This is a genomic window from Pseudonocardia endophytica (genome assembly GCF_004339565.1).
Classification (GTDB): domain Bacteria; phylum Actinomycetota; class Actinomycetes; order Mycobacteriales; family Pseudonocardiaceae; genus Pseudonocardia; species Pseudonocardia endophytica.
The window spans coordinates 1,201,262-1,221,346 of record NZ_SMFZ01000002.1 but is presented as its reverse complement, the minus strand read 5'-3'; the positions used below and the strand labels follow the sequence as shown (position 1 = coordinate 1,221,346).

The 20,085-nt window shown below is 72.9% G+C and carries 19 protein-coding genes; 5 read left to right on the top strand and 14 right to left on the bottom strand.

Translation table 11 applies throughout. The annotated features are described in order from the left end of the window. Positions 1 to 60: 60 nt before the first annotated feature. From EV378_RS24535 to EV378_RS24525, 3 genes are all read right to left on the bottom strand, one after another. Complete coding sequence (locus EV378_RS24535) at positions 61 to 1,968, bottom strand: transglycosylase family protein (protein ID WP_132429779.1); 1,908 nt, start codon at positions 1,966 to 1,968, stop codon at positions 61 to 63. A gap of 367 nt (positions 1,969 to 2,335) precedes the next feature. Further along, positions 2,336 to 3,745, bottom strand: a complete 1,410-nt coding sequence (locus tag EV378_RS24530) for an aldehyde dehydrogenase family protein (RefSeq protein ID WP_132429778.1) — start codon at positions 3,743 to 3,745, stop codon at positions 2,336 to 2,338. A 35-nt stretch (positions 3,746 to 3,780) separates the two neighbouring features. Next, positions 3,781 to 4,401, bottom strand: a complete 621-nt coding sequence (locus EV378_RS24525; protein WP_132429777.1) for a mycothiol-dependent nitroreductase Rv2466c family protein — start codon at positions 4,399 to 4,401, stop codon at positions 3,781 to 3,783. A gap of 111 nt (positions 4,402 to 4,512) precedes the next feature. Between EV378_RS24525 and pepN the strand changes: the two genes are divergently transcribed. Further along, positions 4,513 to 7,113 (top strand): aminopeptidase N, encoded by a 2,601-nt coding sequence (pepN, locus tag EV378_RS24520; protein WP_132429776.1) that lies wholly within the window; start codon positions 4,513 to 4,515, stop codon positions 7,111 to 7,113. A gap of 66 nt (positions 7,114 to 7,179) precedes the next feature. Here the strand turns inward: pepN and EV378_RS24515 are convergent, their stop codons facing one another. From EV378_RS24515 to EV378_RS24485, 7 genes are all read right to left on the bottom strand, one after another. Continuing rightward, positions 7,180 to 7,551: a hypothetical protein gene (locus tag EV378_RS24515; protein WP_132429775.1), complete on the bottom strand. Its 372-nt coding sequence runs from the start codon at positions 7,549 to 7,551 to the stop codon at positions 7,180 to 7,182. 104 nt (positions 7,552 to 7,655) lie between these two features. After that, positions 7,656 to 9,119: a sensor histidine kinase gene (locus EV378_RS24510; RefSeq protein ID WP_132429774.1), complete on the bottom strand. Its 1,464-nt coding sequence runs from the start codon at positions 9,117 to 9,119 to the stop codon at positions 7,656 to 7,658. A 101-nt stretch (positions 9,120 to 9,220) separates the two neighbouring features. Continuing rightward, entirely contained in the window at positions 9,221 to 9,919 is a 699-nt protein-coding gene (locus EV378_RS24505; RefSeq protein ID WP_132429773.1) for a LuxR C-terminal-related transcriptional regulator, read from the bottom strand. Positions 9,920 to 10,007: 88 nt separating this feature from the next. Next, positions 10,008 to 10,499: a DUF5130 family protein gene (locus tag EV378_RS24500; protein WP_132429772.1), complete on the bottom strand. Its 492-nt coding sequence runs from the start codon at positions 10,497 to 10,499 to the stop codon at positions 10,008 to 10,010. Further along, positions 10,486 to 10,713 (bottom strand): aa3-type cytochrome oxidase subunit CtaJ, encoded by a 228-nt coding sequence (ctaJ, locus tag EV378_RS24495; RefSeq protein WP_132429771.1) that lies wholly within the window; start codon positions 10,711 to 10,713, stop codon positions 10,486 to 10,488. Before ctaJ ends, EV378_RS24500 begins: the two co-directional genes overlap by 14 nt. 28 nt (positions 10,714 to 10,741) lie before the next feature. Then, positions 10,742 to 12,151, bottom strand: coding sequence for a DUF2252 domain-containing protein (locus tag EV378_RS24490; RefSeq protein WP_132429770.1), 1,410 nt, complete (start codon positions 12,149 to 12,151; stop codon positions 10,742 to 10,744). Then, positions 12,148 to 12,759 carry a dTDP-4-dehydrorhamnose 3,5-epimerase family protein gene (locus EV378_RS24485; protein ID WP_132429769.1) on the bottom strand — a complete coding sequence of 204 codons (612 nt, stop codon included), beginning with the start codon at positions 12,757 to 12,759 and terminating at the stop codon, positions 12,148 to 12,150. Before EV378_RS24485 ends, EV378_RS24490 begins: the two co-directional genes overlap by 4 nt. Positions 12,760 to 12,872: 113 nt before the next feature. Between EV378_RS24485 and rfbD the strand changes: the two genes are divergently transcribed. From rfbD to EV378_RS24470, 3 genes are read left to right on the top strand one after another with little or no spacing between them, the layout of a single operon-like run. After that, positions 12,873 to 13,703, top strand: a complete 831-nt coding sequence (gene rfbD / locus EV378_RS24480; RefSeq protein WP_207908858.1) for a dTDP-4-dehydrorhamnose reductase — start codon at positions 12,873 to 12,875, stop codon at positions 13,701 to 13,703. After that, positions 13,700 to 14,608, top strand: a complete 909-nt coding sequence (gene rfbA, locus EV378_RS24475) for a glucose-1-phosphate thymidylyltransferase RfbA (RefSeq protein ID WP_132429767.1) — start codon at positions 13,700 to 13,702, stop codon at positions 14,606 to 14,608. The genes rfbD and rfbA overlap by 4 nt, the downstream gene beginning before the upstream one ends. Before the next feature lie 11 nt (positions 14,609 to 14,619). After that, complete coding sequence (locus tag EV378_RS24470) at positions 14,620 to 15,300, top strand: GOLPH3/VPS74 family protein (RefSeq protein ID WP_132429766.1); 681 nt, start codon at positions 14,620 to 14,622, stop codon at positions 15,298 to 15,300. Between the two features lie 247 nt (positions 15,301 to 15,547). Here the strand turns inward: EV378_RS24470 and EV378_RS24465 are convergent, their stop codons facing one another. The 3 genes from EV378_RS24465 to EV378_RS24455 all read right to left on the bottom strand — a co-directional run bounded on the left by EV378_RS24465 (position 15,548) and on the right by EV378_RS24455 (position 18,081). Then, positions 15,548 to 16,357, bottom strand: a complete 810-nt coding sequence (locus EV378_RS24465) for a sulfotransferase family protein (protein WP_132429765.1) — start codon at positions 16,355 to 16,357, stop codon at positions 15,548 to 15,550. Positions 16,358 to 16,359: 2 nt separating this feature from the next. Next, entirely contained in the window at positions 16,360 to 17,274 is a 915-nt protein-coding gene (locus EV378_RS24460; RefSeq protein ID WP_132429764.1) for a glycoside hydrolase family protein, read from the bottom strand. Positions 17,275 to 17,349: 75 nt separating this feature from the next. After that, positions 17,350 to 18,081 carry a 3'(2'),5'-bisphosphate nucleotidase CysQ gene (locus EV378_RS24455; RefSeq protein WP_132429763.1) on the bottom strand — a complete coding sequence of 244 codons (732 nt, stop codon included), beginning with the start codon at positions 18,079 to 18,081 and terminating at the stop codon, positions 17,350 to 17,352. Positions 18,082 to 18,131: 50 nt separating this feature from the next. Here EV378_RS24455 and cysC point away from each other — a divergent pair, with 50 nt between their 5' ends. Continuing rightward, positions 18,132 to 19,565, top strand: coding sequence for an adenylyl-sulfate kinase (gene cysC, locus EV378_RS24450; RefSeq protein ID WP_207908857.1), 1,434 nt, complete (start codon positions 18,132 to 18,134; stop codon positions 19,563 to 19,565). 99 nt (positions 19,566 to 19,664) lie between these two features. Here cysC and EV378_RS24445 read toward each other — a convergent pair whose 3' ends face one another. Continuing rightward, a complete protein-coding gene (locus tag EV378_RS24445; RefSeq protein WP_132429761.1) occupies positions 19,665 to 19,997 on the bottom strand; it encodes a hypothetical protein in 333 nt (110 codons plus the stop codon). Between the last annotated feature and the right edge of the window lie 88 nt (positions 19,998 to 20,085).

The following is a 20,085-nucleotide window of genomic DNA, read 5'->3' as shown; positions in this document are numbered from 1 at the left end:
CATTCGGGTGACATCCGAAGTGCGGATCACGACTGCTTTCGAGCTACCGATCGGTACGGTTCATTTCGGAAGTCCCAGCTTGGACGAGCATGCGGGCCACGAACTGTACCCCCCACGCGCATCGCGGACCTTCGACGCGATCTCGATCTGTTGCTCCTTCGACGCCTTGTCGGCGCGGGGTGCGTACCTGGTCCCGCCGAAGTCGTTCCACGTGGCCGAGTCGAACTGCAGACCGCCGTAGTAGCCGTTGCCGGTGTTGATCCCCCAGTCGCCGGACGACTCGCATTTCGCCAACTTGTCCCACGACGGATCGGCCGCCGCCTTCTGCGGGGCCGGAGCGGCGGCGGTCTTCTTCTCGACCTTGATCGGCTCCGGAGCGGGTTGGTCGTTCTGGTCCTTGTCGCCGCCCTGCTTGTCGCCGCCCTGCTGCTTGTCGCCTCCGGCTCCGAACTTCCCGTCCTCCGGGGAGGTGCCGGACGCCGGGGCGGCACCGGGCTCGGCGCCGTCGCCCTGGTTGCTCTGGTCGCTCTTGTCGCCGCCCTGGTCGCTCTTGTCCTCGTCACCGGACTGTCCGTCGGCCGAGTTCTTGTCCCCCGACCCGTCCTTGTCGGCCTTGTCGGCCTGGTCCTTGTCGGCCTGGTCTGCCTGGTCCTTGTCGGCGCCGTTCGAGCCCTTCTCCCCGTCCGGCCCGTTCGCGCCGCTCCCGGAGCCGCCGTTCCCGGAGCCGGCTCCACCACCGGACCCGTTCCCGCCGGACCCCGTGCCGGACCCGGTGCCGTCGGGCCCGTTCCCGGCTGATCCGCTGCCGCCAGCCCCGTTCCCGCCGGACCCTGTGCCAGACGCGCTGCCGCCGGACCCGCTGCCGCCGGACCCGTTCCCGGCCGATCCCGTGGTACCCGAACCGTCGCCGGTGCCACTGCCTCCGGTGCTCGTGCCGCCCGAGTTGGTGCCGCCCGAGTTCGTGCCTGAACCGCTCCCCGAACCGTTGCCGCCGGTGCCGGGCCCGCCGGCCGAGCCGTTGCCCGCGCTGCCGGCGCTACCACCGTCGGGATTGGTGCCGGACCCGGTACCCGGGTTGCCGGCCGATGCCGATCCACCGCCCAGGACGGCGTCGGCGACGCTCCGGTCACCCGTCCCCGACCCGGACCCGGTGCCCGACCCGCTGCCCGAACCACCGCTGCCCGAGCCCGAGCCACTGCCGCCCGAGCCCGTGCCCGAGCCATTGCCGCCCGAGCCGGATCCGCTACCCGTGCCGGTCCCGGTGCCCGCGCCTGCCCCGGTGCCGGAACCCGTCCCGGAGCCGTTGGCCGAGCCCCCTGTGCCCGAGCCGCCGTCGGCCACTCCGTCACCGGTTCCCGACCCGTTCCCGCCGGACGCGGACCCGCTGCTCGACTGCCCCGTCCCGGATCCGTTCGCGCCGGACCCCGCCCCCGACCCACCGCTGCCGGACCCGGTCGTCGACGCCGGTGTGCCCATCGCACCGGACGACGATCCGCCCTCGCCGGTCGCCTGTGCGACCACGTCCGGATCGGGAGGGCCGTAGCCGGCCGCGACATCGTCGACGACCAGCACCCACGCCGGTCCGCCGTTCTGCTTCGGCACCGGGAAGCGCGCGACCCCCTCGCTGGTGAGCGTGCGCATCTTCAGCGTGCGGCCGGTCTTCGGGTCGTACCACCAGGGCTGCACCGTGTCGCCGGACAGCAGGTCCAGGTCCAGCACGACGTCACCGCCCGCCGGCGTGTAGCCGAGGACGTACGACCCGTCGTCGGCCGAGGTGATGGACACCCTCCGGTCGACGGACGCCACCCCGACCGTGAACGCGCCGTCGCCGTACGGGCTGAGCGGCGTGCGCGCATGGTGCGCCCCGGCCAGTGCCACCTGCGTACCGACGACGGCGGCGGCAACCAGCAACGTCGTCCCCAACGCGGCGGGCGCATGCCGCCAGACCGGCCCTCGATTCTCCAGCACGCCGGCACACTGCCCGGCCGCCGCGCCCGCCCGAGGCGGAACGGCCGGAACCGTTCACTATCGACACACGCTCGCGGCACGAGGGGCGAGCAACAGCCACAACGTGCCGGCCGGTGCGCGCCACGATTCGAGTGGAACGTTACGGCGGTCGTGACAGCCACAACGTTCCAGTCGATTTCGACGGCCGGTCGAGCGGCACGTTCCGGCGCTCACGACGCCCCGACTCGGCCGTCGCGCCGGACACGGCCCGCCCAGCCGGCCCCCGCCCCAGCCGAACGGACGGCACCTTCGAGCAATCACACTGCACGAAGGTGCCGTTCGTTCGGAGATCGGGCGGGACCGGAGCCGGGGCCAGCCGGTCAGGCGCTCACTGCTGGATCGACTTCGTCTCCAGGAACTCCTCCAGGCCCCAGCGGCCCAGTTCCCGGCCGTTGCCGGACTGCTTGTAGCCCCCGAACGGGGCGAGGATGTTGAACGCCCCGCCGTTCACGTCGACCTGCCCGGTACGCAGGCGACGGGCCACGGACATCGCGTGGTCCTGCTCGCCGAACACGGCGCCGGCCAGGCCGTAGATCGAGCGGTTGGCGATCGCGACGGCCTCGTCCTCGTCGGAGTACGGGATCACCGACAGCACCGGGCCGAAGATCTCCTCCTGGGCGATCACGGCGTCCGGGTCGACGTCGGCGAAGATCGTCGGACGGACGTACGCCCCGCCCTCGAGCCCCTCGACGGCACCGGAGCCGCCGAAGACGACGCGGGCACCGTCGGAGATCCCCCGCTCCACGTACGACGCCACCCGCTCCTGCTGCGCGGTCGACGACATCGGGCCGATCCGGGTGGACTCGTCGGTCGGGTCGCCGACGCTGTACTTCTCGGCGGCTCCGACGAGCTGCTCGAGGATCTCGTCCTGGCGCGCGGCCGGGACGAGCATGCGGGTCCACGCGGTGCAGGTCTGCCCGCCGTTGATCCACGCGTTGCCGAGGCCGACCTTGACCGCCTCGCCGAGCTCGGCGTCGTCGAGGATCACGTTGGCCGACTTGCCGCCCAGCTCGAGCGCGACGCGCTTGACCGTGTCCGACGCAACGGCGGACACGCGCTTCCCGGCCCGGGTGGAGCCGGTGAACGAGACCATGTCGACGTCCGGGTGGGCCGCGATCGCCTCACCGGCGACGGGGCCGGTGCCGTGCACGATGTTGAACGCGCCTGCGGGGAGCCCGGCCTCCGTGGCGATCGAGGCCAGGATCGCCGAGGTGAGCGGCGCCACCTCGGTCGGCTTCAGCACGACCGTGTTGCCCGCCAGCAGCGCGGGCGCGACCTTGGCGACGATCTGGTGCAGCGGGTAGTTCCACGGCGTGATCGCGCCGACCACACCGATCGGCTCGCGCACGACGAGCGAGTTGCCGATCTCCTCGGTCCACGGGAAGTCGGCGGCCAGCTTCGAGATCGACTTCGACGAGCCGATCGGCATCGACACCTGGACCTTGCGCGAGAACGTGATCGGCGAGCCCATCTCGGCGGTGATCGTCGACGCGATCTCCTCGGCCCGCTCCTTGATCCCGTCCGAGATCTTCCGGACGACCTCCGCGCGCTCGTCGACCGGCGTCTGCGACCAGCCGGGGAACGCGGCGCGGGCCGCGGCGACGGCGCGGTCGACGTCGGCGGCGGTCCCGGCCGGGACGCTGCCGACGACCGCGCCGGTCGCCGGGTTCACGACGTCGATGCGCTCGGACCCACCCGAGACGTCGGCGCCGTCGATGAAGTGCTGCAACGAGGTCATGACCCCATCCTCACACGAGTGAGGGCGCCCTCACCTCAGTAGTCGAAGTCGGGGTCCTCGGTACGGGTCCGCTTGAGCTCGAAGAAGTGCGGGTCCTCGGCCATCAGCACGGCGCCGTCGAAGAGCCGTCCGGCCTTCTCGCCGTGCGGGACCTTCGAGATCACCGGGCCGAAGAACGCGACGCCGTTGACGTGGATCGTCGGCGTGCCGACGTCCAGACCGACCGGATCCATCCCGGCGTGGTGGCTCGTGCGCAGCTTCTCGTCGTACTCGGTGGAGTACGCGGCGTCGGCCAGCGACGCCGGGAGGTCGAGCTCCTTGAGGACCTTCCCGATGACGTCGTCGAAGTCCTTGTTCTGCCGGTTGTGGATCTCCTCGCCGAACGCCGTGTAGAGCGGGCGGAGGATCTCCTGGCCGTGCTGCTCGGCGGCGGCGATGCACACGCGCACCGGGCCCCAGGCCTTCGTCATCATCTCGCGGTAGTTCTCGGGCAGGTCCCGGCCCTCGTTGAGCACGGCGAGGCTCATCACGTGGAACGCCACGTCCACGTCGCGCACCTTCTCGACCTCGAGCACCCAGCGGGACGTCAGCCACGCCCACGGACACAGCGGGTCGAACCAGACGTCGACGCGGGCACGGTCAGCAGCAGTCGTCATGACCGTGGCAACACACCGGGTGCCCGTGCCTGTTCCCGCCGGGCGGGGAATGGTCGGGTGACGGAGAGCGGGACGTGATTGGATTCCCGGCGACCCGATGGAGAGGACCCCATGACCCCGCCCAACCTCACCCGCACCGACGCCGAGAAGCGCGCCGCGCTGCTCGACGTGTCGGAGTACACGGTCGACATCGACCTGACCGATGGTGCAGGCGCACCGGGCGAGCGGACCTATCCGGTCACGACCACGGTCCGTTTCCGCTGTTCCGAGCCGGGGGCGGACAGCTGGATCGACTGGGTCGGCGACGGCATCGCCTCGGCCGAGCTGAACGGCACGGCTCTCGACGTGTCCGCCTACCGGGAGGACGACGGGCTCGCGCTGCCCGCCCTGGCCGCGGACAACGAGCTGCGGATCGTCGCCACCGGCCGGTACACGAACACCGGTGAGGGTCTGCACCGCTTCGTCGACCCGGTCGACGACGCCGTCTACCTCTACTCCCAGTTCGAGACGGCCGACTGCAAGCGGCTGTTCCCGTGCTTCGACCAGCCGGACCTCAAGGCGCGCTACACGCTGACCGTGACGGCGGCGCCGGACTGGAAGGTCGTCTCGAACACGCTGGCCGAGTACGAGAGGGCGGGCCCCGCCGTCGTGCACCGGTTCGCGACGAGCGAGATCCTCTCCACCTACCTGGTCGCCCTGATCGCCGGTCCGTACGCGAGCTGGCACGACACCTACCGCGACGCGCAGGCCGAGATCCCGCTGGGCATCTACTGCCGGGCGTCGCTGGCCCCGCACATGGACCACGAGCGGATCTTCACCGAGACCCGCCAGGGCTTCGACTTCTACCACCGCAACTTCGGTGTGCCGTACCCGTTCGGCAAGTACGACCAGCTGTTCGTCCCGGAGTTCAACGCGGGCGCGATGGAGAACGCGGGCGCGGTCACGTTCCTCGAGGACTACGTGTTCCGCTCGCGCGTGACGCGGACGAACTACGAGCGCCGCGCCGAGACGATCCTGCACGAGATGGCGCACATGTGGTTCGGCGACCTCGTGACCATGCGCTGGTGGGACGACCTGTGGCTGAACGAGTCGTTCGCGACGTGGGCGAGCGTGCTCTGCCAGGCCGAGGCCACCGAGTACGAGAACGCGTGGACGACGTTCGCGAACCTGGAGAAGTCCTGGGCCTACCGCCAGGACCAGCTGCCGTCGACGCACCCGATCGCCGCGGACATCCCGGACCTGCAGGCCGTCGAGGTCAACTTCGACGGGATCACGTACGCCAAGGGCGCGTCGGTGCTCAAGCAGCTCGTCGCCTACGTCGGCCTGGAGCCGTTCCTGGCCGGCCTGCGGGACTACTTCGCCGCGCACGCCTGGGGCAACGCCACGTTCGACGACCTGCTGGGCGCGCTGGAGAAGGCCTCCGGCCGCGACCTGTCCGACTGGGGCGCGCAGTGGCTGCGCACGACCGGCCTGAACCTGCTGCGCCCGTCGTTCACGCTCGACGACGAGGGCCGCTTCACGTCGTTCGAGGTCGTCCAGGGCGGCGCCCGGCCCGGCGCCGGGGAGACCCGCACGCACCGGCTCGCGATCGGCGTCTACGACGTCGACCCGGCCACCGGCAAGCTCGTCCGCACCCACCGCGTCGAGACCGACGTGTCCGGTGAGCGCACCGAGGTCGCGGACCTGGTCGGCGTCGGTCGCGGCAAGCTCGTGCTGGTCAACGACGACGACCTCACGTACTGCGCCCTGCGCCTGGATCCGGGCTCGCTGGCCACGCTGATCGAGCGCATCGGCGACATCGCCGAGCCGCTGCCGCGGACGCTGTGCTGGTCGTCGGCGTGGGAGATGACCCGCGAGGCCGAGCTGAAGGCCCGTGACTTCGTGAACCTCGTGGCGGGCGGGTTCGGCGCCGAGTCCGAGATCGGCGTCGTGCAGCGGCTGCTGCTGCAGGCCCAGACGGCCGTGATGTCCTACGCCGACCCGGCGTGGGCCGAGGCCAGGGGCTGGCCGGTGCTGGTCGACGCGCTGCGGTTCCGCCTGGACACCGCACCCCCCGGTTCGGACGTGCAGCTGGCCGTCGTCAACTCGCTGACCACGTCGGTGCTGCCGGACAACGTGCTGGACAAGGTCAGGGGCTGGCTCTACGACGTCGACGTGCCGGCCGGGCTCACGGTCGACACCGACCTGCGGTGGCGGCTGCTGCACGCGCTCGTCGCGCACGGGAAGGCCGGCGAGACCGAGATCGACGAGGAGCAGCGCCGCGACCCGACGTCCACCGGTGCGCGGCAGGCCGAGCGGGCCCGCGCGCTGGTCCCGACGGCGGAGGCCAAGGAGCGGGCCTGGCAGCGGGCCGTGCACGACGACGAGCTGCCGAACGCGATCAACGAGTCGATCATCGCGGGTTTCGGGCACCCGGCCCAGCGCCACCTGCTCGAGCCGTACGTGGAGCGCTACTTCGCCGAGATCGACGACGTGTGGGCCCGCCGGACGTCCGAGCTGGCCCAGAACGTGGTGCTCGGCCTGTTCCCGTCCTGGGTCGTGCGCGAGTCCACGGTCGAGGCGGCGGACGCCTGGCTGGCCGACGAGTCCCGCCCGGCCGCGCTGCGCCGGCTCGTCTCCGAGGGAAGGGCCGGCATCGTGCGGGCGCTGGCGGCGCGGTCGTTCGACGGCCAGGAGAACGTCCCGGCCGACCAGGTCGCGACGACCCCCTGAACGACGGCCCCGGACGCACCGCGGCCCCTCTCCCCGGATCGGGGAGAGGGGCCGCGGTGGGTCTGCTCAGCCGCGCAGGCGGCGGACGGCGCGACGCAGCGGGCCCACGTCGTCCGCCCGGTCGGTGAACGACGCGCACGTGCGCGGGCCGCAGGCGCCACAGTCGTCCCCGGAGCGGTAGTGCTCGTGCATCTCCTCCGGGTGCCCGCAGGTGCACATCCGCACCGCGACCGCCGGTGGTGCGGGCGGCGCCTCGCGGACGGGCTCCGGCGTGGTCGACTCCGGTGCCGTGCGCTGCTGTGGGACCGACGGCGTGCCCACGGCCGGCAGGCCGGTGGGCGGCGTCAGGACCGCGGATCCGGGTGCCGACGGGGTCGGGGCGGGGCGTGCCGGACGGCGTCCGGTGCTGCCGGGCCCCTCCTGGTGCGTCTCCCCCATGGTGACCTCCTCAGTGCTGACGGACGTCGACGTCCGTACGTAGCGACAGTATGCGAGGAGAGTCACCGGATGTGAATCACACGTTCGAGTCGCACCACAGGGGGTCAGACAGGCACGGACGGTAGCGTCAGTACCGCCAGACAGCCGATGGGATCCTGGACCGTCTGGAGCTGGAGCGAGCCGCCGTTCTCCTCAGCCATCCTCCGGCTGATGTGCAGCCCGAGTCCGCTGCCGCCGGCCGACTCGTCGTGCACGCCGCGCTCGAACACGGCGTCCTCACCACCGACCGGCAGTCCGGGACCGCGGTCGCGCACCTCGATCACCACGGTGCCGTCGTTGCCCGGTCGCCCGCGCACCACCACCGGCGTGCCGGGCGCGTGCCGGTCGCAGTTGACCAGCAGGTTCGTCACGATCTGCTCGGTCACCGACGACTCGGTGGCCGCGAACAGGTCGCCCTCGGTCTGCAGGTCGATGTCCTGGTGGACCCGCATGCCGACGACGTTCTCCAGCACCGGGCGCACGAGATGGCCCTCGATCTCGTCGTCGGGGGGAACCGGATCGAGCTGCTCGGCGACCGGGGTCTCCAGCATCTTGCGCAGCCGGGAGAGCTCGTTGAGCAGCAGCTGCCGGAACCGCTCCCCCTCCTCGTCGCCGTCGCTGCTGCTCAGCACGTGCACCACGCCGGCGAGCGCGACGAGGCCGTTCTTCAGCTCGTGGTCGCGCTCCGCGGACAGGTCGGTCGTCGACTCGAGGATCTCTGCGGCGTGCGCGAGCCGCGCCTGGACCTGGTCGTAGTCGGACTGCAGCGTGGACACCGAGCGCTGCACCACCTGCAGCAGGGCGAGGAGCACGACGGCCATGCCGACGACGCGCAGCGCCGGCCAGACGAGCTCGGTCGGCATGGCGGTCCCGACCGCCTCGCGGTAGAGCAGGGACGCGGCCACCACGAGCAGCCCGAGCCCCAGACGGGCCCGGCGGGGGTTCGTGATGCGGTACCCGTCGATCAGGAAGACGAGCGACACGACGGTCCACCCGATCAGCGCGATGATCGTCGTCGTACGCCCCTGCGCGAACGCCAGCATCGCCGGCGTGTCCGGCAGCGCCGCGACCCCCAGGCCGGCCGCACCGCCGATCACGAGACCGAACAGGGCCCCCCTGGCGCGCAGCGACTCCGTCTTGCGCACGCCCACCAACATGATCGCCAGCGCGATGACGAACATGGTCAGCGTGGCGACGCGCCCGCTCGCGTTCCGCGGATCCGTCAGCGTGATCGAGCTCAGCGGCAGCACGAAGACGCCGTAGAGGGCGAGCGCGGCCGCGATCCAGGCGGGCCGCGGGTCGCCGGTGAGCCGGTAGGTCACCAGCGCGCACAGCGAGGCACCGGCGCCGAGGCCCGCGGTGACGAGGATGAGGCCGTAGGTCCCGTTGACCGGGTCGATCTGGTTGCCGACGAAGTCGGACCGGGACAGCGCGACCACGATCACGCAGATCGCGGCGACCACGACGACGTCGCGCAGCTGGCTGGCGAAGAACCGCGCGATGCGTAGACGCCCCAGCACACTGGTCACGCCGACCGCCACCGCAGGCCCCCTCGTTCACCAGGATTGATGAGACGGGAGTCTAGAACGGCCGGATGACCACACGGACGCAGGTCGCCCGGCAGGAGTAGTCAGCCTCCGTGGGCCTTCCGGTACAGCGCGACCGCCTCCAGCTGCGACCCCACCTCCAGCTTCGTCAGCACCGCCCGGATCTGGGTCCGTACGGTCGCCAGCGACACGACGAAGTGGTCCGCGACGGCCTGGGCCCGCTTGCCCGCGGCGAGCAGCGCGAGGACCTCCTTCTCGCGCTGGGTCAGCTTGTCCAGCTTGGTGACCAGGTCCCGCCGCTCGCCCTCGCGACGGCGGTGCATCTCGATCAGTTCCTCGCGGCGGCCGGCGGGCATCACCGAGCGGCCCTGCCGCGCCTCGCGGATCGCCGCGAGCAGCGTCGGGAACGGCGCGTTCTTCGGCACCCAGACGAACCCGCCCGCGGCGAGCGCGGACCCGATCCGGCCGGCGTCGGAGCTGCCGGACAGCACCACCACGCGCCACCCGGCACGGACAAGGGGTTCGACGAGCCGGACGCCGTCGATCCGGTTGCCCTCCGGGTCCCGGCCGAGGTCCAGGTCGAGGACGATCAGCCCGCGCTCGGTGCGCCCGGCCGTCTCCAGGACCCCGGCCGCCGAGCGGACCGGCTGGAACCGGGCGTCCTCCCCCTCGTGGCGCAGGCTCTGCGCCAGCGAGGAACCCACGAGCTCGTGGTCGTCCACGATCAGGATGGGCGTGTCACCCGACCCCCCACCAGCTTCGCCCCCGCCCGTGCGCGCCATGGGGTCACACCTTAGTCACGAGATCACCCGGCGTGGTACGGCCCACCGCCCCACCGGACCAGGTGTCACCGAATGGTGACGTCGACGATCAGCGGCGGTTGCCCGCCTGGTCGGCGAGCATCCGCAGGCCGCTCAGCAGGCCGCCGAACAGGTCGCCCTCCTTGAACGCGGAGACCATGCTCATCAGCGCGAGCTTCGCACCACGGTCCGGCAGCCGGACCTTGGCCTCCGCCCCGGTCACGATCTCGAGCCGCCGCTGCTCGGGGCTGACGGCGACCAGCACGGCCTCGTCGTAGCCCTCGATCTCGGAGTGCAGGTTCTCGGCGGTCGTCCGCGAGTTCTCCCCCAGGTCGCCCAGGTAGATCGCGAACCGCAGGCCGGTCTCCCGGCTCGTGACGGTCAGCGCCTCGTCCAGGCGGGACAGCTGGACCGGCGTGAACGGGTGCTCCCGGCCGTCCGGCTCCTGGTAGTTCTCGGCGGCCGAGATCCGGCCGGAGATCGTGACGACCGCGCCTTCCGGCAGGTCCTCGGGGTGGACGGTGGCGAGCTCGCCACCGTGCCCGTGCTCACCAGGTGCCACCGGTACCTCCGCGGGTGTCGGTGCCGGCGGTGCCGGCCGGGAGGTGCGCGCCCTCCGGGTTCGCGATCCAGAACAGCGGCTCGTACGGCCACGGGTCACCGACGCGGTAGCGCGGGCGACGGCCCGGGCGCCGCGCCAGGTTCCACAGCGCCAGCAACCCGTACAGCGCGGCCGGCGCGACCACGAAGGTCAGCAGGGTCTCCACGACGGTCACGCGGGCAAACCTATCGGATCCGCCCGCGTCACACCTGCGCAGGTGGCGTACCCCTCAGCTGCCCGGACCGCACCGCGCGCAGGAACCGTGCATGATCGGCTTCGGTCTGGTCGGCGTACTCGCGGGCGAAGCGGCACAACGCGTCCCGCACCTTCCCGCCCCCACCGAGGTAGCCGGCGATCATCGACGCGCCGCTCGTGCGGGCGTGGCCCTTGGCCAGCAGCATGCCGCAGACGGCGGCGTAGTCGGCCAGCGCTCCGGCGTCCAGGTCGTCGAGCACGATCGCGCCCTTCATGTCCCGGAACTGGCGCACGTAGTACTGCCTGTCCTGGACCGTGGTCCACCCCAGCAGCGGGTCGGAGACGGTCTGCAAGGCCTGCTGGTACTCGACGACGCGCTGGCCCTGATGCGAGTGCAGCGCCTCCTTGCCGTGCACGTACGGGGCGACGACCGACCGTCGCGCCTGCTTGAGCTGCAGGAACAACACATCGTCGGGGCTGGAGCCCTCGCACAGCACGAGGTAGGCGCGCAGCCCGACCGAGCCGACGCCGACGACCTTGTGGGCCACGTCGACCGCGTGATACCCGCCGAGGATCCGCGCCCAGTGCGGCGGCAGCGTCCGCAGGTACCCGTCGAGGGCGGCGAGGATCGCGGCCCGCGTCGGCGCGTCCGGTCTGGTGATCTCCGGGGGTTCGACGACGATCCGGCGCTCCCCGCCGTCGTCGGTCACGAAGCGGGGAAGGGCACGGTCGCTCGTGCGCTTGCGTGCCCGCTTCGCGGCCGCGGCGACGGCCCGCCGCGACCGGCCCTTCGAGCGGTCCTCCATGTCGTCGGCCTCGAGGTGCTCGTAGCTGCGGGCCAGCAGCGGCGCCTCGGCCAGCCGCGCGATGTTCGTCCGGTACGCCGTGACGCAGCGCGCGACGGCGTGCGCGCACTGGTCCTCGGTGGCGTCGTTCTCCCGCCCGGCCACCCAGACGCTGGCCACCAGCCGTCGCAGATCCCATTCCCACGCGCCGGGATGGGCCTCGTCGAAGTCGTTGAGGTCGAACACCAGGTCGCGTTCCGGGGAGGCGTAGAAGCCGAAGTTCCCCAGGTGGGCGTCCCCGCAGATCACCGGGTGGATGCCGGTGCTCGACAGGACCGAGAAGTCCGCGGCGTGCACGGCCGCGACGCCGCGCAGGAACGCGTAGGGCGACCGGCCCATCCGGTCCAGCCGCTCGTCGATCAGGTCCGGCTCGCGGCCCGCGTTCGACGCCGCGACGATGTCCATCGGGTCCTGCCGCCGCAGCGCGGCCGACCAGCGCGCGAGCGAGCGCCGCGGCGCCCGCTCGCGCATCGACCGGCCGATCTCGTACCGCTCGGCGCGCGGCGTCCCGGGCCGGGACAGCGACGCGAACTCCTCGCCATGGTCGCCGGGCAGCACCGGGTGCGCGGTCATCGGTCAGTCCTACCCGCGAAACGGGTCGCGTACCAGGCCCGGCAGGCCTCCCAGTCCGGGAGCAGCCCGTCGTCGCGGGCCTGCGCGAACCCGGGCGCGGCGGCGTCCTTGCCGGACAGGACCGGGTCGATCCCGGACGGCCACGGCAGTGCCAGGTCGGCGTCGAGCGGGTCGATGCCGTGCTCGGCGGACGGCGTGTACGGCGTGGAGCAGAGGTAGGTCACGACGCTGTCGTCGGCCAGCGCCATGAACGCGTGCCCGAGCCCCTCGGCCAGGTAGACCGCCCGCAGCGACTCGCCGTCCAGCTCGGCGGTCTCCCACGCCCCGAACGTCGGCGACCCCACACGCAGGTCGACGACGACGTCCAGCACGGAGCCCCGGGAGCAGTACAGGTACTTCGCCTGGCCGGGCGGCGTGTCCGCGTAGTGCAGCCCGCGCAGCACGCCGCGGGCCGAGACGCTGGAGTTGACCTGGGCGACCGGCAGGTCGAAGCCGAGCGCCTCACGGAACGGGCCCGCCTGGAACGGCGCGCAGAACGCACCGCGGGCGTCCGGGAACACCGGCGGCTCGAACAGCCATGCCCCGGCGATGCTCAGCTCCCTGCCCATGCTCGTTCCGCGTGCGCTCCTCTCGGTGTGCTTCACACCGGTCTCCCCGCTTCGTCGTGCATCCGACCAGCGTGCCAAAGTCGCGCGGACACACCGGCGGCCAGGGAGGACGGATGCGAGCGGTCGTGCTCGGCGGGAGCGGGCAGCTGGGCCGTGCCCTGCGGGCGGAGCTGCCGGACGCCGCGTTCCCCGGCCGCGACGAGCTCGACGTCGGCGACCCGTGCTCGGTCGAGGGGTTCGACTGGGCGCCGTTCGACACGGTGGTCAACGCGGCCGCCTACACGGCCGTGGACCGCGCCGAGACGGACCCGGCGGGCGCCTGGCGGGTCAACGCGGCCGGTCCCGCCTCGCTGGCCGCCGCGGCCGTCCGGCACGACCTGACGCTCGTCCAGGTCTCCACCGAGTACGTGTTCGACGGCACCGCCTGCGGCCCGGTGCCCGAGTCCGCTCCACTGTGTCCGGTCAACGTCTACGGCGCGTCCAAGGCCGCGGGCGAGCTGGCCGTGCGGGCGGTGCCCCGGCACGTCGTGGTCCGGACGAGCTGGCTCATCGGCGACGGCGCGAACTTCGCCCGCACGATGCTCGGGCTGGCCGCCCGCGGCGTGTGCCCCGACGTCGTCGACGACCAGATCGGCCGCCCGACGATCGCGTCCGACCTGGCGAGGGCCGTGGCGGCCCTGGCCGGCGCCGAACCGGGCGCCTACCACGCCACCGGCGACGGGGAGCCGGTCAGCTGGGCCGAGGTCGCGCGGGTCGTGTTCGCGCACGCCGGACGGGACCCGGCCGACGTCCGTCCGGTGTCCACATCGGACTATGCGGCCGGCCGCACCATGGCCCCGCGGCCGTCGAACGGCGTGCTGTCCCTGGAGCGCCTCGGCGCGACCGGGATCACGATGCCGGACTGGCGGGTCGGGCTGGAGTCCTATCTGGAGACCCAGCCGTGACCCGCGGGATCATCCTCGCCGGCGGCACCGGCAGCCGTCTGCACCCGCTGACCCGGACCGTCTCCAAGCAGCTGCTGCCGGTCTACGACAAGCCGATGATCTACCACCCGCTGACCACGCTGATGCTGGCCGGCGTGCGGGAGATCCTGCTGATCTCCACCCCGACCGACCTGCCCGGTTTCCGACGGCTGCTCGGCGACGGTTCCGAGCTCGGCCTCGCGATCACCTACGCCGAGCAGCCGCACCCGAACGGTCTGGCCGAGGCGTTCCGGATCGGCGCCGACCACGTCGCGGGCGGTCCGTCGATCCTCGTGCTGGGCGACAACATCTTCCACGGGCCGTCGTTCGGCAGCCGGCTGCGCGCCGCCGTCGACGACGTCACCTCCGGCCGCACCGGGTGCGTCCTGTTCGGGTACCCGGTGCGCGACCCGCAGCGCTACGGCGTCGGCGAGTCCGACGCCGACGGCAACCTGATCTCGATCGAGGAGAAGCCGCAGCGGCCCCGCTCGGACCGGGCGATCACCGGCCTCTACGTCTACGACTCCGGTGTCGTGGACATCGCCCGAGCGCTCACGCCGTCGGCCCGGGGTGAGCTGGAGATCACCGACGTGAACCGGGCCTACATGGAGCAGGGCCGCGCCCGGCTCGTCGACCTCGGGCGCGGCTTCGCGTGGCTGGACACCGGCACGCACGAGTCCCTGATGGAGGCCGGGCAGTACGTCCGCACGCTGGAGAACCGGCAGGGCGTGCGGATCGCGTGCGTCGAGGAGGTCGCGCTCCGGATGGGGTTCATCGACGCCGAGGCGTGCCTCGCGCTCGGGCTCGCCCAGTCCGGGTCCGGCTACGGCGAGTACGTGGCCGAGGTGGCCCGCTCGTTCGGGGCCGGTTCGTCCGGTTCGCGCTAGTCTCCCCGGGTATGGGGGACCTGCTGCTGTGTGAGGAACTGCTGCTGCTCGGCCTTGACGACGAGTCCGGCAAGCCGAGCTGGACGTTCGACGCGTCGATGCTCAACGCGGCACTGATGCTCGACCTCGTGACGACCGGGTGCGTCCGGTTCGACGAGGACAAGGTCTACGTCACGGAGCACTTCCCCCGGCACCCGCTGATGGCCGCGGCGCAGGACGTGATCGCCGACGACAAGAAGGTCCGGTCGATCTCGCACTGGCACACGATGCTGCCGTACACGCTGAAGGACCTGCAGAAGCGCGCCGCCGAGCGCCTCGTCGCCGACGGCGTGCTGGTCCAGGAGGAGAGCAAGGTCCTGGGCCTGTTCCGCAGCACCCGCTTCCCGGAGTCCGACCCCGGCCCGGAGCGGGCCCTGCGCGCCCGCCTGCACTCGATCCTCGTCGAGAACGCCGAGCCGGACGACCACGACACGGCGCTGATCACGCTACTCGCGTCCGGCTACGGCATCGACCACGTGTTCTCCGGCGACGACAAGGACGCCCGCAAGGCGGCCAAGCGCCGGGCGAAGGAGCTCTCGACCGCGGCGAAGGAGGACCCGGTCTTCCAGGCCCGCCACGACGCGGCCGTCATCGCCGCGGTCACGATGGTCGCCACGACGACGGTGATCACGACCACGGGCAACGGGAGCTGACTCTCCCGAACGTTCCACTCGACCGCCCTCTACGGATCCAGTGGAACGTTGCGGCGGCTCGCACGACCGGAACGTTCCACTGGATCCGGATGCGACGTCGAGTGGCACGTTGTTGCGGTATGCGGGGACCATCAGATGCCGGGGCCACTGCCGACCGAGGTCCCGGCCCGTTCTCGCCGAACAGTCCAGGCGGGTCGCGCCGATCACCCAGGGCCCGTCGCGGAACCGTGGCGTTCATGGCGGCGGCTCAGCTCCCGGCGGGGCGGGCGGCGGTCCAGGCGGAGAGGTCCCAGCCGGTCCAGTGTTCGATGCGCGGGATGTCGTCGGCGAAGCGGTGCACGGCGGCGGCGCGCTCCTCCGGGGCGGGCCACGCGGAGCGGCCGGCGACGTCGTCGCGGACGTTGCGCCTGCCCACACCGCCGATCTTCCCGGTCGGGACGCCGAGGAACTCGCAGACGCGGTCCGCGGCCCAGATCGGTGTGTCGCGCAGCTCGGCGTAGCGCAGGAGCAGTACCCGGTCGCGGTCGAACAGCGTGAACAGGTGGTCGAGCTGCTCGCCGTAGCGGCCCTGCGCGGTGTAGTGCCAGAAGTGCGCCCAGCCGGCGTCGACCCGCTCTGGCTCGCGTTCCAGGGCGCGCAGGAAGTCCGCCTCCGGCTCCAGGCCCGCGCCGCGGAGGTGGGCCCAGTTGGAGTGCGCGCGCTCGACCGGGTCGCGCAGCACGGCGATCAGCTTCGCGTCCGGGATCATCGCCTGGATCCGGCGCTGGGCGGCGCGGTCGTAGAGGTAGAACACGGTGGACTCGCCGCACAGCTGGTCCGGGTCCGCGTCGGCGAACAGCGCCTCGTACTCGTCACGGCGCCAGACGTGCTCGCCCCACGTCGGGACGTCGCCCGGCCCGCCGCCGGTGTCCGGGGGCGCCCCGTCGGTGAGGAAGAACTTCGGCTCCTTCGGGTCGGACAGGTGCAGGTCGGGATGGGTCGCGAGTGCCGCGTGCAGCGCGGACGTGCCGCACTTCGGGGCGCCGAGCAGCAGGAAGTCCGGCAGTCGCGACCCCATGCTCAGCCCCCCGCGGCGACCGGCACGCGCACCGGCTCGGTGCGCAGCTCGTGGGCGCCGTCCGGACGGGTCGCCTCGTAGTACAGCCGGTAGCCGCCGTCCGGCAGCTCGACCACGGACAGGTAGCGCAGGCCGTGCGCCCCGAACGGCGACTCGGCCACCGGCCCGTCGCCCTCGGCCGTGAACCCGGAGTCCGTGCCGAACGCCAGCCCGGTGCGCTCCTCCCAGTTCTCCTCGGCGGTGGCGCGGCCGTCGTAGGTGGCGGCCCACCCGTCGTCGACCCGGAACACGGCGCTGATCCGCACCCCGCGGGCGTCCCACCCGTCCGCGCGTCCGGAGAGGACGGTGCCGTGGTCCGTCCACACCAGACCGTCGGAGCTCGTGTAGTGGACGGTCGTCATCCGGTCCTCGTGCAGCGGCACGTCCAACGGGTGCACCGACGCCCAGAGGTGCCACACGCCGTCGTCGAGAACGATCACCGGGTCCTTCACGGCGTGCCGCGCGTCGCCGGGGAGCACGGTGACGGCGGGCGCGTCGGCCAGTCCGCTGATCGAGTCCGCCTCCAGCGTGTCGACCCACCAGTGCTTCGAGCCGGGCGTCGCGCAGCTCACGTACAGGCGCCACCGACCATCCGGGGTACGGACGAGTGCGGGCCGCTCCAGCGACTCGGCGCCGAAGCGGTCCTTGGTCACCTCGGCGACGTCGTCGAAGTGCACGCCGTCGGTCGAGCTCGCCAGCACGACGGCCAGCCCGCGCCCGGCCCCGACCGGAGCCCGGACGCGGTAGGCCAGGTGGAACACGCCGTCGTCGAAGACCGCGCTGGGCGCCCCGGCCCAGTGCCCGGCACCGGAACCGGGCGGCGCGACGGCCACATCGGCGTCGGTGAAACGGGGCAGGGGCAGCGGTCGCGACGTCATGGTGCCCATGATGCTCGGCGAGCCGACCACGCCGGACAAGGCGCCGCCCACATGCCGGATCGGTGTCCGGACAGCTCAGGCGTTCAGCGCGCCCAGGATGTCGTCGGCGAGCTCGGGGCGGCAGACGACGAGGTCCGGCAGGCTCGGGTCCCGCCGGTTGTAGAGCAACGGGGAGCCGTCCAGGCGGCAGGTGTGCAGCCCGGCCGCACGCGCGACCACGACCGGCGCCGCCGAGTCCCACTCGTGCTGCCCGCCCGCGTGCACGTACGCGTCGGCCTCGCCGAGCATCACGGCGGCGACCTTGTACCCGGCCGACCCGAGCGCGACCCGCTCGATCGTCATCCGCTCGGCCAGCCTGTCCACGACGGACGGTGGCCGGGTCCGGCTCACCGCGACCCGGACGCGCGCCGGGTCGGGCATCGGGAGCGGTGGCGCGATCGTCGCACTGTCCAGGGTGGTCCCGACGGCGGGCAGCGCGACCGCGCCCGCGGACAGCTCCCCGTCCTCCCAGAGCGCGACGTGCACGGCCCAGTCGTGCCGCCCGGCCTCGGCGAACTCGCGGGTCCCGTCCAGCGGGTCGATGATCCACACGCGGCGGGCGTCGAGGCGCGCGGGGTCGTCGAGGGCCTCCTCGGACAGCACGGCGTCGTCCGGACGGAACTCGGCCAGCGCCGCCGCGATCAGGTCCTGCGCAGCACGGTCGCCACGGTCCCCGACCGGCTCCGGGTCGTCGGTCCGGCGCACCCGGAGCAGCAGCGCTCCGGCCTCGTCGGCGATCCGGCGGGCGAACGCGGCGTCGTCTTCCACGGAGCCATCCACGGCCGACCTTCTACCACGCGGCACGTACCGTGCCCCCGGTGACGTCCTGGATCCCGAGTCCGGTCGAGCTCGACGACCTCGATCTGCTGCTGCACGGCGCCTACCGCCCGCTCACCGGCTTCCTCGACGCGGACGCCGCGGCCGCCGTCGTCGAGTCCGGGACGCTGCCGGACGGCACGCCCTGGCCGGTCCCGATCACGCTCACCGTGCCGGACGCGACCGCCGACGAGGCCGTGCGCGCCGGCACGCTCACGCTCTCCGACGAGCAGCGCACGCCGGTCGCCGAGCTGGCCGTCGAACGGGCGGACCCTGCGGGCGACGGACGGTCCACACTGGCCGGTCCGGTGCGCGGCCTGCACCCGCGGGAGCGGGCGGACGGCGTGCGGCTGCCCGACCCGTTGGGCGACGGGCCGGTGTTCGGCGTCCCGATGACCACCCCTCCGCACGCGCCGGACGTCGCCGCGATCGCCGCGGCGGCCGAGGCGACGGACGCCCGCGTCGTGCTGCTCCCGCTGGTCGGCGACGGATCACCGGACGGGCTCGACGGCGCCGGTCTGGTGCGCGCGGCGACGGGTGCGGCCGCGGAGATCGGCGCGTCCGTCGTGGCGCTGCCGCTCGCCCGCCACGACGCCGCCGACGGGCGCGACAACGCGCTGGCCGGGCGGGTCGCCGCCGCGCTCGGCGTCACCCACCTGCCCGACGGCTGGGGCGCCGGCGCCGCCGGCACCAAGTCCGTCGCGCTGCCGGAGATGGCGCTCGACCGCGCCACGAAGGTGTGGACACCGACCGCCCGGGTGCCGGCCGAGCGCCGCGACGAGCCGGCCGCGGCCGACGTCCCCGCGCTCGTCGCGGACCTGATCGCCCGCGACGAGCCCGTCCCCCGCCTGCTGACCCCGCTGGCGACCGAGCGCGAGCTGCGCGGCAGGGCGGCCGCGACCGCCCCGGTCCGCGCCGGCGTGACGGTGCTGTTCACCGGGTTGTCCGGCTCCGGGAAGTCGACGATCGCGAACGCCGTGCACGCCGCGCTGACCGAGCGCACGCCGCGGTCGGTGACGCTGCTCGACGGCGACGTGGTGCGCACGATGCTGTCCTCGGAGCTCGGGTTCTCCCGCGAGCACCGGGAGCTCAACGTGCGACGGATCGGCTTCGTCGCCGCCGAGGTCACGCGGCACGGCGGCGTCGCGCTGTGCGCCCCGATCGCGCCCTACGCGAGCGTGCGGGCCGAGGTGCGGGCGATGGTCGAAGCGCACGGCCGGTTCGTGCTGGTGCACGTCAGCACGCCGCTCGAGGTGTGCGAGGCCCGTGACCGCAAGGGCCTGTACGCCAAGGCCCGCCGGGGTGAGATCGCCGAGTTCACCGGCATCTCCGACCCGTACGAGACGCCGACGGACGCGGAACTGACGATCGACGCGAGCCGCGTCGACGTCGCGGAGGCGGTGGAGCGGGTGCTGGCCGCGCTCGAGCGGCCCTGACCTCGGACACGACGACGACCGGCCCCACCCCCGGAGAGGTACGGGCCGGCCGCCGTCGTCAGTCCCAGCCGCCGGGCACACCGACGGCACGGGCGTCGGTCAGGGTCCGACCGGGAGCGGCAGGGCCGGCAGCGGGGACAGCACGCTGACGGAGTTCCCGCTGAGGTTGTCGTTGAGGTTGTTGTTCAGGAAGTCGCTGCAGTTGGCGGCGTTCCCGGCGTTGTTCCCACCGACCGGGGCCTGCGTGACGATGTTGCCCAGCGACCCGCCCGTGATGGCGGACTCCGCGCCGGCGTCGCCACCGACGAAGGCGCACTTCTTGCCGTCGTGGCCGTCCTCGCCGTGATCCGTCGCCCAGGCGAGCGGGGACGCGGCAACGAGCACGGTCAGCACACCGGCACCGACGATGCCGGCCTTCTTCTTCGCGTTCATCTGAGTCCTCTCCTCCGTGCCGGCGCCGGCCGACGCGGTATCTCGTCCGTACGACCGACCCAACGAGGCCGCGACGCGAAAGGAGATG